We start from the raw sequence: 14,643 nt of genomic DNA, 5'->3' as shown, positions 1-14,643 counted from the left end.
GTCGTCCATGGCTAAGGTAACGAATTTAACGTTGCGTCACAAAACGCTGTATAAGTTATTTGTTCGCAATTTTACAGAAGAAGGGACATTTAAATCGATTATTCCGGAACTACAACGGTTAAAAGATTTAGGTGTAGACATTATTCTACTGGAGTCTATCTTCCCGACAACTGATTTGAAGGCTTCAGATAATCTACAAGGGAATCCCCTAATAGTGAAGAATATTTCTGAAGTGTCACCGCAATATGGTAGCCTTGATGATTTCCAAGAATTAGTCGATACCATCCATGAGATGGGCATGCAGGTCATGTTAAACCTTCAATTATTCCATTTGGCGAAAGATTCAGAGTTGGTCAATGAACATCCTGAATACTTCCTGCGCAATGAAAAAGGTGATATGATTTCGCGTTTAAACATCTACGATACATCTTATGACTTGGACTATACCAATCCTAAATTATGGGATTACTTGATTGAAAACTTGAAATATTGGGCGAAATTTGTGGATGGGTTTGCGGCCAACCATGCCCAACTGGTTCGTCCTGAATTTTGGGCATCAGCACGCGCTGAAGTGGAAGATGTTCATCCATATTTCTATTGGGTAGCTGCGACCATGCCTTTACCTATCCTAACGAAGTTACAACAAATGAATATGATTTATTGGACAGAAGGGGAATTATATCCTAACTTTGACGTGGTTGATCAAATTCCAGGTTCATTCTACAAAAATCGTTTTTATCATGGAAATATGTCCTTGGAAAACTTTGTTGGTACCTTAAATTACCAAGAGTTGATGATGCCAAATACATACGTAAGTATGCGTTCTTTAGAATTTGAGGAATTCCCACGCTTTGCAGAATGTGTTAAACCAGGTAGTGAACTAGAAAATTGGACAGCTTTTTCCTTTTTCCAAAAGGGGATAGCCAGCGTATTTATGGGACAAGAGTATGGAGCAAAAGAACAATTTAACGTCCAAAGCGGTGAAACGATTAACTGGGCTATTAATCAAGATTTAACCCCATTGATCAATCGTATGTCACAAATTAAGAAACGAGAAGTTTGTAAGAGTGGTTACTACACGATTATGCCAGCAGGGGAAGCGACTGTAGTCCTTTCTTACCATTATTATAACCAACATTTGTTTGGGGTATTCAAGTTAAAAGAAGATGGGCAAACCGCTGCAATTGAATTAGGTATACCCAACGGCGAATATAAGAATGAAATTACTAAAGAAAGTTACCGGGTCGTCAATGGCCGTGTAACCTTGGGTGAGAAGCCAGTCATTATTTCTTATGAAGGTGATATGCGACTGCCGGAGTACTTTAAAGAAGACGGAGGAAATGTATAGATGTATAAATTAATCGCGTTTGATATTGATGGGACTTTAGTCAACTCAAAGAAAGAGGTCACACAAGCAACCAAAGAAGCCTTGCATAAATTGCATGAAGCAGGGATTCACGTGGTGATTTCTTCAGGCCGTCCATACAAAGGGGTATTATTGAATGGTAACTTAGTGGGCCGAGAAATCGTGCCATACGTATCTTGCTTTAATGGCGCCTTGGTGAAAGAAGTGGCGACTGATGATACTGTCTATGCCCATGAGTTAACTAACGCGGAATTACAAAGATGGGTTGACTTGGCTAAGGAACATGATTTAGATGTGCATGCCCACGATGATCAATATGTGCTTGTTCAAGATAAACCAAAAGATCAATATGTAGAGGTTGAATCTACTTTAAATGAAATGGCAATCAGAACGGTCGATTTCTATGATGGAGAAATTACGGCACCCAAAGTCATGATTACGGCTGAACCTGGGAAATTAGACGCCTTTATCGCAACGTTGGACCCTGAATTGTTCGAAAAATACTCGATCATGAAATCTGAGCCATTCTTCTTAGAAATCATGCCAAAAGGCGTTGACAAGGGAGAAGCTTTAGCTAAGTTAGCAGAAAGCTTAGGTATTGATCAAAGTGAAACAATGGCCTTTGGTGATCAAGCGAATGATTTATCCATGATTAAATGGGCTGGTTGTGGGGTTGCTATGGGTAACGCAATTGACGAATTAAAAGACAATGCCCAATACGTAACAGCATCCAATGATGATGAAGGGATTGCAAAAGCATTAGAAAAATTAGTTTTCGATGCTCAATAAAATTCTGAATGAACGATAAGTTCTAATCCCTAAGAATAGTGATTTATTAGAAACTTTGTTATACTGTAGCTATGACAAGCTGTCAACTTTAAATGAGAAATTGAACAGATTTTAAGGAGTGAAATGAATGTTTGACAACACGGATATTTTAGCAACAAACGCTATTCGTGCTTTAAGCACAGATATGGTGGATAAGGCGAATTCTGGACACCCAGGTTTACCTTTAGGTGCTGCACCAATGGCATATGCCCTATGGTCTAAACACCTACGTCAAAACCCACAACACAGTAAATGGACTAACCGCGACCGATTTGTATTATCTGCTGGGCATGGTTCTGCAATGCTTTATAGCTTACTTCACTTATCAGGATTTGATGTATCTTTGGAAGATACGAAAAACTTCCGTCAATTCGGATCGAAAACCCCTGGACATCCAGAGGTACACGAAACTGACGGTGTAGAAGCAACAACAGGTCCATTAGGTCAAGGTTTTGCTAACGCAGTTGGTATGGCTATGGCTGAAGCGCATGACGCGGCTATTTACAACAAAGATGATTTTAATGTTGTGGATCATTTTACTTACACCCTAGTTGGTGACGGTGACTTAATGGAAGGTGTTACGCAAGAAGCGGCATCTCTAGCTGGTCATTTAAAATTGAATAAATTAATTGCTTTATACGATTCAAATGACATTTCATTAGATGGTCCTACTTCTAAGGCCTTCACTGAAAATGTTGGTGACCGTTTCAAAGCTTACGGTTGGGAACACATTTTAGTAAAAGATGGTAATGACTTAGTTGCTATTAACACAGCAATTGAACAAGCTAAAGCCAACACTGATCAACCAACATTGATTGAAATCAAAACAATTATTGGTTTCGGGGCTGAAAAACAAGGTACTTCTGGTGTTCACGGTGCGCCATTAGGTGCTGAAGGTTCTACTTTCGCTAAGAAAAAATTTGGTTGGGACTATGATGCATTCGATATTCCTCAAGAAGTTTACGACCGTTTCAATGAAGTTGTCGAATCTCGTGGTCAATCTGAAGAAGAAGCTTGGAACCAATTATTCGCTGACTATAAAGCAGCTTATCCAGAATTAGCAGCCCAATACGAGCGTGCTTATGCTGGTAAGTTACCTGAAGGTTGGGATGCAAACATTCCTGTATACGAAGTTGGTCAAGCAGCAGCTAGCCGTAAAACTTCTCAAGCAGCTATCCAAGAAATTGGTAAAGCATTACCAGAATTCTGGGGAGGGTCAGCTGACTTATCTTCATCTAACAACACTATGAATGATGCAGACGAAGAATTCCAAGCAGGTTCATACCAAGGCCGTAACATTTGGTATGGTGTGCGTGAATTTGCAATGGGTGCAGCTATGAACGGTATTGCTTTACACGGCGGTTCTAAAACATACGCAGGTACATTCTTCGTTTTCTCTGACTACTTACGTCCAGCAGTTCGTTTAGCGGCAATCTCTAAATTACCAGTGACTTATGTATTTACGCATGACTCAATTGGTGTTGGTGAAGATGGACCTACCCATGAACCAGTTGAACAATTAGCTTCATTCCGTGCAATGCACAATGTAAATGTTGTTCGTCCTGCAGATGGAAACGAAGTAGGTGTGGCTTGGAAATTAGCTTTAGAATCAGAAGAAACACCAACCATGTTAGTTTTAACTCGTCAAGACTTACCGGTTATTGAAGGGACTAAAGAAAACGCTGAAGAAGGCGTTCGTAAAGGTGCTTACGTGATTTCACCAGCTGCCGGCGAACAAGAAGGTATCTTAATCGCGACTGGTTCTGAAGTGAGCTTAGCGATTGAAGCACAAGCGCAATTAGCTGAAGAAGGCATCAACGTATCTGTTGTTTCTATGCCGTCTCAAGAAATCTTCGATGCACAAGACGAAGCTTACAAAGAGTCTGTATTGCCAAAAGCAATCACTAAACGTGTAGCAGTTGAAATGGGTTCTTCATTCGGTTGGGCGAAATATACAGGTTTAAACGGTGCAATCGTTGGTATTGACCGCTTTGGTGCTTCAGGTAAAGGTGCTTTAATCCAAGAAGAATACGGCTTTACACCTGAAAATGTTGCCAATACTTATAAAGGTTTAGCTGACTAATTCGTCAGCTACCACCTTTGTAAATATATCAGTCATGAATTAGCTAACAGGAGGCATATGAAAAATGAAATTTTTCTTAGATACTGCAAATATTGACGAAATTAAACGAATTAATGACTTGGGTTTAGTTGACGGTGTAACAACTAACCCATCTCTAGTGGCTAAAGAAGGACGCGATTTTGAAGAAGTAATCAAAGACATTGCTGGTACAATTGATGGTCCGGTTTCTGCTGAGGTTACTGGTTTAACTTACGAAGAAATGGTTGAAGAAGCACATGCAATCGCTAAATGGGCTGACAACGTTGTAGTTAAAATCCCTATGACTGAAGCTGGTTTGAAAGCTGTTAACACACTTTCTAAAGAAGGTATCAAAACAAACGTTACTTTGATCTTCTCAGTTTCTCAAGGTTTAATGGCGGCTAAAGCTGGTGCTACTTACATTTCGCCATTTATCGGTCGTATCGATGACTTAGGTCAGGATGGCTTGAAATTAATTGCTGAATTACGTGAAGTATTGGATATCTACGGTTACGAAGCTGAAATTATTGCTGCATCTATCCGTCATATTGCCCACTTTGAAGGTTCTGCTTTAGCAGGCGCTCACATTGGTACTATCCCAGGTAGCCTATTCCCTAAATTATGGGGTCACGTCTTAACTGACAAAGGTATCGATGGCTTTACAGCTGACTGGGAAGCTTACCAAAACCGCGACAAATAATTTATTATCAAAAGATAAGCATCAGTTGAAGGAAGGGCGATTGTGATGGATGAGGTTAGACGTATCTTTGAAACCTACAAACCTCGCCCTCTCGACGCTGAGAAGGCTTATGCTGTCTTAATTCCCCTAGCAAAATTGGATGGGGAATGGCATATTTTATTCGAACACAGGGCAAACGGCATTTCCCAAGCGGGGGATGCCGCTTTTCCTGGTGGTCGGGTAGAGGCGGGCGAAGGGTTTGAGCAAGCCGCTGTCCGTGAAACGACGGAGGAGTTAGGGTTAAGCCCTGATAAGATCAACGTGGTTGGTGAAATGGATTATATTGTCATGGGCAAACGGATTATTGGTTGTTATGTGGGTGAATTAGCCATTGAAAGTTTGGATGATTTAACCCTCAATAAGTATGAAGTGGACCATGTTTTTACCATCCCTTTGAGTGAGTTGAAGACCATGGTACCTGACGTCCATAATGTGGCCCACCACCGACAAGTGGCGGATGATTTCCCCTTTGACCTAATTCCAGGTGGGAAACAATATAATTTTGGCCGATCTGAACAACGGGGAATTCATTTTTACAATATTCAAGGAGAATATTTATGGGGAATGACTGCTAAATTAACTGCTCGTTTCGTGGACATACTGAAGGGTAAGCATCTTTCATTTAATCAGGATGACAAGTAGGGCTAGCTTAATGTTAGCCTTTTATTGTGGCGTGAATTCATGGTATGATAACGCCACATATATTATAAATTTAGATATCGAGGTTTATTATGGATCATCAAAAAGAACGGACCGCCAGATTAACTGTGATTAGTTTGATGTTGGCGATTTTAATTATTCAAACTTTTGTTCCTGGAATAGGCTATATCCCGATTGGACCAGTCCAGGCAACTATTATTCACTTAACAGTGATTATCGGGGCTAGTTTATTTGGGCCACAAACAGGACTTATCCTCGGTGCTTCTTGGGGTATTCTACGGATGATTAAGGCGGCGATTGTGCCAGATATCATGTCAGTGGTATTCTTGAACCCTTTGGTATCCGTTATTCCGAGGATGTTAGTTGGTTTGATTTCAGGTTGGTTAGCTGTCTATCTTGATGGTAAGGTAAAAGATAGAACAAAATTTATCATTACAGGTGTTATCGGCTCTATTGTGAATACAGTTACTGTTTTAGGTGCGATTTACCTATTTTCAGCAGAAGCTTATGCGAATGCGCTAAATATCCCAACATCTGCTTTAATTGCTACTTTTTTAGTTACTATTGGTAGTAATGGTTTATTAGAAGCTGTCACTTCAGGGATTTTAACGCCTATTCTATCGTTACCCTTAAGTAAATCACTTAAAAGGTCCGGAATGAATGATTAAATGGAGGTCAGATTTATGACACAAGTAACTTGCAAACGAACAAAGGCAGTACAATCACATCGAATTATGCCTAATCAAACCAATTTCTACAAAAACATGTACGGGGGTCAATTGTTATATATTATGGATAACGTGGCGTCTGTTTCGGCGGGTCGACTGACAGATTTTGGTACTATGACTGCCAACATGGATAATATTAATTTCTTAGCACCCTTACCAGAAGGGGATATTGCCCACGTTGAAACTTATGTAACGGGTGCAGGTAAACGGTCAATGGAGATTTTTGCTAAGGTGATTGGCGAAAATCGCACAGGCGAGCGGTATTTAGCTGCGACTGCCTTTTTAACCTACGTAGTTTTGAAAGATTATGTAGATAACGACTATCACTTACCAGCAGTTGTGCCGCATACAGATGAGGAAATCTATCTATGTAATGGTTATGAAACCCGGAAAACGGCACACGCTGACAATCGTCAAGCCACTAAAGAATTGATCAATCAGCTAACAGTTGAGTTGCTAGATTAAGGAATGGGCGCCTTTTTTCAATGGAAAAGGACTTGAGATATTGACTTTTAGCGGGCAATCAAGCAAAATATAGGCTGTAAGCTATACGAATAAATAAACGATTTGTAGACTAGTAGTGTTGTTAAGGAGTAAGCGAGATGTGACCAGGTGTAAGCATATCCCCACTGACTACATGAACCTACTACAGATAAAAGTCGCCTTGAAAGAGGCGCGGTGGCGCCGTTAACGCATTTGAGAGAGCTGGGGACGATGGATTTCCTGGCTAAAAAAGGTGGCACCGCGAGCATTTCGTCCTTTATGGATGGGATGCTCTTTTTGGTTACAGGAATATTTTTAAAAGGAGCATGAAAATGGCGAAGCAAGAAGCAACAGAAAATTTACAACAAACAGATTTTTCAAAATGGTATTTACAAGCAATTCAACAGGGTGATTTGATGGATTACGGTCCTGCCCGTGGGACAATGATTTTTAAACCAGATGGCTTTTTATTATGGGAATCATATAAAGATGCCTTCAATGAAATGTTGAAGAAGGAAAGTATTCGTAACGCCTACTTCCCAATGTTAATTCCAAAACACTTCTTCGAGAAAGAGGCTGACCACGTAGAAGGTTTCGCCCCTGAATTGCCATGGGTAACTGAAGCAGGTGAGGAAAAATTAGAAGAGCCATTGGCATTACGTCCAACTTCTGAAACTTTATTCGGAAACGCTATGTCTGACTGGATCAACTCATACCGTGACCTACCAATGGAATTAAACCAATGGGCTAACGTATTCCGCTGGGAAAAACGGACATTACCATTCATCCGTACGTCAGAATTCTTATGGCAAGAAGGTCATACAGCGCATGCGAATGAAGAAGAAGCACGCGAACGTACCATGAAAATGTTGCACTACTATACACAATTGGTAAAAGAAGTATTTGCGATGCCAGTTTACGAAGGGCAAAAAACACCATCAGAGCGCTTTGCGGGTGCGGTTGATACTTTCTCAATCGAAGCGATGACAAAAGATACAAAAGCCATCCAAGCAGGGACTTCTCACTACTTAGGTCAAAACTTTGCGGAAGCTTTTGATATTAAATTCTTGAATGAAGATAACCAACATACATACGTACACACAACATCTTGGGGTTCATCAACTCGTTTAATCGGTGCCATGATCATGATCCACGGTGACGAACAAGGGTTAGTCTTACCGCCACGCGTTGCCGGTACACAAGTATCCCTAATCCCTGTTGGCAATATCAAGAAAAATCCACAAGTACTTGAGAAATTACAAGAAATTAAAGCCACTTTATCAGCAGCTGGCTTACGCGTAAACCTTGATGATTCAAACAACTCACCAGGTTATAAATTCAATGAGTCTGAAGTACACGGTGTACCATTACGGATTGAATTTGGTCCACGTGATATGGAAAACAACCAAGTCATGATTAAAATGCGTGATGTTAATGGTAAAGAAGCCTTCTCATTAGACGGAGACTTAGTAACTGAAATCAACACACGCTTTGATGACATGCACCAACGTCTTTACGATAAAGCCGTAGCCTTCCGCGCTGAAAATGAGCACTTTGATATTGATACAATGGATCAATTAACCGCTCACCTTGAAGCTTGCGAAGAAAACGGCGAACGTCCAGGATGGATCTTAGCTGGTTGGGATGGTACTGACGAATCAGAAGCAGCCATCAAAGAAGCAACAGGATTTACTTCACGTAATATCCCATTCAACCCACCAGTTGAGAAAACAGTCGACCTATATTCAGGTAAACCGGCTAAATACACAGTATGGTACGCACGCGCTTATTAATGATAGGTAGGTGTGAAAAAAGTCGCTAAGAATAACCGCGTTGGACCAAAAGCCGAACAATTACTGCAAGTAATTGGCGTATTTTTGGAAACGTCGGGAAATTCTGACTTTTTAAACCCGATAATGTGAGCAATGTTAAAGAGAATAGGGTTGTGATATGAAATCACAACTCTGTTTTTTTGTGATGAGATATAGAATTAACATACTCTTAAAATATAAAACATCATTCATTCATATTAAGTGACAATTTGTCACAATATAATCATATTTTATTGTTAAAATGCAAATGCATGGAATGACGACCATAGGATATTAAAAATGAATAAGGAGTAATGCATGTCGAAAAGAAGAAAAAAATCTAGTATTAAACCGCTAGTGCCCTTCTTCGTTCTAGGGGTGGCTTTAATAGCGGTATTAATTGCTATATTTAAATATAATGATGAGGGTGAAGGGGATGCATCAAGCGATTCATTAACAGCCACAGTAGACGAATCTACTGCGAGCGAATCTTTAAGTAATACCCCTCTAACCTTAAGTAATGAAGAAGTATATAATCTGGATTTAATGCAAGCGTCAGGTATTGAACTAATCGATATTAGTCAATACGTCTCAATAGGTGAAGTGATTGAAGCAACAATGGCAGAGTTTGGGGTAGATGAAAGCCAAGTTTCGCTACAATATACCAACTTTAAAACTGGCGAAAGCTACACAATCAACGAAAGTACCTTCCAAACTGCCGCATCTACGATTAAGTTACCGCTAGCGGTAATGTATGTAGATGCGATTGAAGAAGGATCTGTTGATTGGAATACAGAGGTTACCTATACATACGAAGACTATGAAGAGGGTGACGGTACCATTACTGCCGCAGTAGGTAATGGCACGGGTCAAGCAGCCTATACAATTGAAGAATTGATGGCCGATTCATTAATGCATTCAGATAATACGGCAACCAATATGTTGATTAGCTACTACAACGAAGTTTATGGATCAAATGCCTTCAAAACAAATGTCGCGAATAGTGTAGACGTCACAATTGATGACGGCTTCTATGACAATAACATCATATCCGCTGAATTATTGTCTGCTTACTACAACTTGTTGGCTACTGACGATACCTACCAACCGATTGTTGATTACCTATTGAATACTTCACCAGACCGCTTGTTTACAACATACGTCAACAGTGAGCTGATGGCGAATAAATATGGTAACTACGGTACTGCCTTAAATGACGGTGGTATCTACTATGAAAACGACGAAGCCCAATATAGCCTAGTTGCTTTAACAGACGGCCTAACAGATGGTACAGGCTTCTTGGAAAACTTAAATTTGCGTGTTAACCAATACTACCGCGCAAACTATGAATAGGACTTAGAATTCACATACGTTTCGAAACCTATTGTCAATATTTGGGTGATATTCATTTCGTCAAAAGCTCAAATAATTATATACCTATCAAAGCCGTGATGAACTATCGCGGCTTTTTGGGTACCATAAATGTCGTTTAAAGATATCGTGCAATACTGCATGGTAGTTTTAATACGTCAAAAAAGACTGATGATTTTAGCCATCAGCCTCTTTGAAAAAATTATTTTACTTGTGAATGGAAAATATTGAAAGTAAGGTAAAGCCGAGGCAAAAGCTTTCCTAGCAAATTTTCTTAAAATCAATAATCGAAAAAGCCAGACCGAGGGGTTGATAGTTCTTGTATAAATTATTTTGGTATTACCAAAATGCGACCTTTTTTAAAGGGACGTAAAAGTACTGGTTGGCCGTAGAAATCATGCAGTCTATCTGGGTCTAGCATCAAGGGGCGATCACCTTTGGCAAAGATTTCCCCATCTTTTAATAAACAAATTTTTTGATAAAGTGGAATGATTTCCTCGGTATGGTGGGTCACCATCAATTGGGTGACTTCTGGTTTTTCTTTGGCCAATTTGTCCAGCATGGCTAGAAGATTTTCACGGGAAAATAAATCTAGTCCACTAGTAGGTTCATCTAAGATTAATAACTCAGGTTGGGTCATTAAGGCCCGTAAGATCAAAACGGTTTGTCGTTCACCTTGAGATAGGGTCGCCATTCTTCGATTTTTGAATGCTGTAAAATTAAAGGTGTCTAAGAGGTCTTCAGCTTCCTGGATTAAAGAATCCGTCACTTTTTGATAAAGGCCTAGACTGGCAAATTTACCCGAAATAATGGTATCTAATACAGATAAGTGGCTTGGGATTTCTTGGTTGATCCAAGCAGAAACGATGCCGATTCGTTTTTGTAGGTCAGGGATTGAGGATACGCCAAATAACTGGTCAAGAACCTTCACCTGACCGCTAGAAGGAAAATTGTAGCCGGTTAGAATGTTGATGATGGACGACTTACCAGACCCATTCAAACCAAGTAAGGCCCAGTGTTGCCCCTGGTTGATGGTCCATTGGATGTTTTTTAATATGGCCTTATCTTGGCGGTTGAAGCAGATATTGTCGAGTTCGATGATGGTTTTTCTTGTGGTTGATGTCACGGGCGTGTCCTTTCTGAATGTAGTCGAATATTCTATTAAATTAAACTTATCATACCAAGTAAGAAAGTCAATATGGCGAATTACAGATATATAAATGAGAAAATAATTAAAAATACCCATTGACAAGTTAAAGAGTTCTCAGTATACTTTCGTTATTGAATCATTCAAAAAGACGAGAGGAGTTTCACTCATTATGAAATCGTTCAAAGAAGCGAATTTTAATATTGTAGTCATTATCGTGACGTAGGACTGGAATTAACTACTGTTAATTTGAGTCCTATTCGATGTTGAGTGGGACTTGGCATCCCACATACTGTTTGTGGGATGCCTTTTTTATTGCTTTCAATACCAAGGAAATGAAATTTTAAAGAAATGGGGTGCTCATGTGGAGAGAACGAAGAAGACCAGTATAGGAACGGAATTGCTCGTCAATGCCTTGCGTGATCAAGGTGCAGAGATTATTTTTGGCTATCCTGGTGGTGCAGCTTTACATATATACGATGAATTTTTCCGCCAGAATGTCAATCACGTCTTAGCTCGTCATGAACAAGGTGCTGGTCACATGGCAGATGGTTACGCCCGCGTGGCTGGCCAAGTGGGTGTAGCGGTGACAACTAGTGGACCGGGAGCGACAAATATTGTCACTGCGGTGGCGACAGCGCAGATGGATTCGGTGCCTCTAGTCGTCATTTCGGGCCAGGTTACGACATCTGGTATCGGGAAAGATGCCTTTCAGGAAACCGACGTTGTCTCTTTAATGACGCCAATCACGAAATATGCCTATCAAGTTGAAGATGCTAAAGATATTCCGCGCATCATCAAAGAAGCTTTCTACTTAGCAAATTCCGGTCGTAAAGGACCTGTCCTAGTAGATATCCCTAAAGATATCGGGGTGCAGGAAGTAGCTTTAGAAGATATTGATGATCGGTTCGACTTACCAGGCTACAACATGGATCATGAGGGAGACTTGGAGGCTGTAGCTGCGATTAAGGAAGCTTTACTTGCAGCGGAAAAACCTTTGTTGTTAGTAGGGAACGGTGTGGTGAAATCTGAAGCCCACCAAGAACTACGCGACTTTGCTCACCGGTATAATATCCCGGTAACCCATACCCTACTAGGGATTGGCTTACTTGCTAGTGATGACCCCCTAAACTTAGGGCTAGCGGGGATGCACGGAACGTATGCAGCCAATATGGCCTTGATGGAGACAGATTGTCTCTTGAATATTGGTAGCCGTTTCGACGACCGGGTGGCTTCTAATCCTGACAATTTTGCGCCGGATGCCAAGATTATCCATGTGGATATTGATCTAGCGGAGATTGGCAAGATTATGGAACCAGATATTGCCTTACTGGCAGATGCTAAATCGGCTTTGGAGGCCCTTTTACAAGAGGCTATTGAGGGCTGGTCTGATAAGACGGACTGGTTGGCTCACCAAGCGGATAACCAAGCCTTACATCCTACTCGGGTGCCTGAGATGATAGACGCGATTCGACCACAAGCGGTACTGGATTACTTAGGAAAGGCGACGAACGGTCAGGCCTATATCGTGACCGACGTTGGCCAACACCAAATGTGGGCTGCCCAGTATTATCCTTACCAATTCCCTGGCCAAAACTTAACGTCAGGTGGACTAGGGACTATGGGATACGGGGTGCCGGCAACAATTGGCGCGGCATTTGCGGCGGATGAGAAGCATCCTGTTGTAGGGATCATCGGTGACGGTGGTTTCCAAATGACCAACCAAGAATTGAATATCATCCAACATTATGGCATTCAACCGAAATTTATTATTTTAAATAATACGGTGCTTGGGATGGTGCATCAGTGGCAACATGCTTTCTATTCAGACCGTTATTCACATTCTGAATTTGGGTCGAGCTTGCCAGACTTCGTGAAGCTGTCGGAAGCTTTAGGCGTGAAGGCGGCTAAGGTAACGGACCCAGCGGATATGCAGGCGGCGGTAGATGAGATGTTGGCTTATGACGGGGCTTATGTATTAGAAGTCTTGATTGATAAGTACGAACGGGTTACCCCGATGGTGCCATCTGGCAAGGCAAATAATGAAATGGAGGGCTTGTCATGATCTTTCAATTTATCCGATTAAAAGTAGTGAATAGACCTGGTGTTTTAAACCGGGTGACACAAGTTGTCCTTAAACCGCGTTATAACATTGATACTTTAACCCTAGCAGGGACGGACGATCCGGCGATTTCCTATATTACGATTGGGATTAATTTCCAAGATTTGGAAGCGGCGACTCTTTTGACCAGACAATTATTGAAGCAAGTGGATGTGGTGAGTGCAACACAGCTAGACCCATCTGAACTTGGTTAGGATAGCTATTTTTCAAAGAATTGACACAAGAACACTCGACAGAACATATATGGAGGCAAAAAATATGGCAAAAGTATACTACGAAAAAGATATGACCAGTAATGCATTATCAGGCAAACAAATCGCTGTAGTCGGCTACGGTTCACAAGGACATGCGCATGCGCAAAACTTACGGGATAACGGCCAAAATGTCATTATCGGTATCCGTGAAGGTAGCTCTGCAAATCGTGCGCGTAACGATGGATTTGATGTTTATTCAGTTGCAGAAGCGACGAAAAAAGCTGACATCATCATGATTTTATTACCGGATGAAATTCAAAAAGATACTTATGCCAATGAAATTGCGCCGAACTTAGAGGCTGGAAATGCTTTAGCTTTCGCCCATGGTTTCAACATCCACTTCAAAAACATCCAACCAGATCCTTCAATTGATGTGTTCATGGTTGCACCTAAGGGTCCTGGACACTTGGTACGTCGTGAATTTACCAAAGGTTCAGCGGTGCCATCATTATTTGCGGTTTATCAAGATGCAACAGGTAATGCGCGCGACTTAGCTATGTCCTGGGCTGATGGTATCGGGGCAACTCGTGTTGGGATCATCGAAACAGACTTCCGTGAAGAAACTGAATCTGACCTATTCGGTGAACAAACTGTATTAATGGGTGGGACCACCCATTTAATTCAAGCAGGTTTCGAAACCTTAGTTGAAGCTGGCTACCAACCAGAAATTGCTTACTTTGAAGTAATGCATGAATTGAAATTGATTGTAGACCTATTATATGAAGGTGGTATGGACCACATGCGTAAATCTTGTTCAAATACTGCTGAATATGGGGACTATGTATCAGGACCACGTTTAATTACACCAGACGTGAAAGAACGTATGAAGGATGTATTAGCGGATATCCAAGACGGTTCATTCGCTAAACGTTTCACATATGATTACGATAACGGCTTTAAAGACTTCTACGCAATGCGTGAAAAAGAGCAAGGGCACCAAATTGAAGAAGTTGGTGGTCGCTTACGCGAAATGATGCCGTTCGTTAAAGAAAATGCGGTAGACACAAACAACTAAAAGTGGAGGTAAGTCAAT

At 41.0% G+C, this 14,643-nt stretch carries 13 protein-coding genes; 12 read left to right on the top strand and 1 reads right to left on the bottom strand.

The annotated features are described in order from the left end of the window. The first annotated feature begins 7 nt into the window (after positions 1-7). The 9 genes from B2V22_RS02980 to B2V22_RS02940 all read left to right on the top strand — a co-directional run bounded on the left by B2V22_RS02980 (position 8) and on the right by B2V22_RS02940 (position 10,069). The gene (locus B2V22_RS02980) at positions 8-1,348 is read left to right on the top strand and encodes an alpha-amylase family glycosyl hydrolase (protein WP_290490460.1); all 1,341 of its coding nucleotides are present in this window, start codon (positions 8-10) and stop codon (positions 1,346-1,348) included. Continuing rightward, positions 1,349-2,155: a Cof-type HAD-IIB family hydrolase gene (locus B2V22_RS02975; protein ID WP_290490458.1), complete on the top strand. Its 807-nt coding sequence runs from the start codon at positions 1,349-1,351 to the stop codon at positions 2,153-2,155. A gap of 127 nt (positions 2,156-2,282) precedes the next feature. Next, positions 2,283-4,277 carry a transketolase gene (tkt, locus tag B2V22_RS02970; protein ID WP_290490456.1) on the top strand — a complete coding sequence of 665 codons (1,995 nt, stop codon included), beginning with the start codon at positions 2,283-2,285 and terminating at the stop codon, positions 4,275-4,277. Positions 4,278-4,341: 64 nt separating this feature from the next. Then, positions 4,342-4,995: a fructose-6-phosphate aldolase gene (fsa, locus tag B2V22_RS02965; RefSeq protein WP_290490454.1), complete on the top strand. Its 654-nt coding sequence runs from the start codon at positions 4,342-4,344 to the stop codon at positions 4,993-4,995. A 45-nt stretch (positions 4,996-5,040) separates the two neighbouring features. Further along, entirely contained in the window at positions 5,041-5,676 is a 636-nt protein-coding gene (locus tag B2V22_RS02960) for an NUDIX hydrolase (protein ID WP_290490452.1), read from the top strand. An 89-nt stretch (positions 5,677-5,765) separates the two neighbouring features. Then, positions 5,766-6,362, top strand: a complete 597-nt coding sequence (locus B2V22_RS02955) for an ECF transporter S component (protein ID WP_290490451.1) — start codon at positions 5,766-5,768, stop codon at positions 6,360-6,362. 15 nt (positions 6,363-6,377) lie between these two features. After that, positions 6,378-6,887 carry an acyl-CoA thioesterase gene (locus B2V22_RS02950; RefSeq protein WP_290490449.1) on the top strand — a complete coding sequence of 170 codons (510 nt, stop codon included), beginning with the start codon at positions 6,378-6,380 and terminating at the stop codon, positions 6,885-6,887. Between the two features lie 350 nt (positions 6,888-7,237). Next, the gene (proS, locus tag B2V22_RS02945) at positions 7,238-8,698 is read left to right on the top strand and encodes a proline--tRNA ligase (RefSeq protein WP_290490447.1); all 1,461 of its coding nucleotides are present in this window, start codon (positions 7,238-7,240) and stop codon (positions 8,696-8,698) included. Between the two features lie 336 nt (positions 8,699-9,034). Next, positions 9,035-10,069, top strand: a complete 1,035-nt coding sequence (locus tag B2V22_RS02940) for a serine hydrolase (RefSeq protein WP_290490446.1) — start codon at positions 9,035-9,037, stop codon at positions 10,067-10,069. Positions 10,070-10,415: 346 nt separating this feature from the next. Here B2V22_RS02940 and B2V22_RS02935 read toward each other — a convergent pair whose 3' ends face one another. After that, positions 10,416-11,213, bottom strand: coding sequence for an ABC transporter ATP-binding protein (locus B2V22_RS02935; RefSeq protein WP_290490445.1), 798 nt, complete (start codon positions 11,211-11,213; stop codon positions 10,416-10,418). A gap of 385 nt (positions 11,214-11,598) precedes the next feature. On the opposite strand from B2V22_RS02935, the gene ilvB reads away from it, so the two are divergent. The 3 genes from ilvB (at position 11,599) to ilvC (ending at position 14,625) form a co-directional block, all read left to right on the top strand. Next, on the top strand, positions 11,599-13,299 hold the full coding sequence (ilvB, locus tag B2V22_RS02930; RefSeq protein WP_290490443.1) for a biosynthetic-type acetolactate synthase large subunit: 1,701 nt from the start codon (positions 11,599-11,601) through the stop codon (positions 13,297-13,299). Further along, positions 13,296-13,550 (top strand): ACT domain-containing protein, encoded by a 255-nt coding sequence (locus tag B2V22_RS02925; protein WP_026465137.1) that lies wholly within the window; start codon positions 13,296-13,298, stop codon positions 13,548-13,550. Before ilvB ends, B2V22_RS02925 begins: the two co-directional genes overlap by 4 nt. Before the next feature lie 64 nt (positions 13,551-13,614). Beyond that, on the top strand, positions 13,615-14,625 hold the full coding sequence (ilvC, locus tag B2V22_RS02920; protein WP_290490439.1) for a ketol-acid reductoisomerase: 1,011 nt from the start codon (positions 13,615-13,617) through the stop codon (positions 14,623-14,625). Positions 14,626-14,643 lie beyond the last annotated feature (18 nt).

The organism is Aerococcus sp. UBA6277 (assembly GCF_002440555.1).
In the GTDB taxonomy this organism is placed as follows: domain Bacteria; phylum Bacillota; class Bacilli; order Lactobacillales; family Aerococcaceae; genus Aerococcus.
Note: the sequence above shows the minus strand (reverse complement) of the source record. Positions and strands in the feature narration are given on the sequence as shown.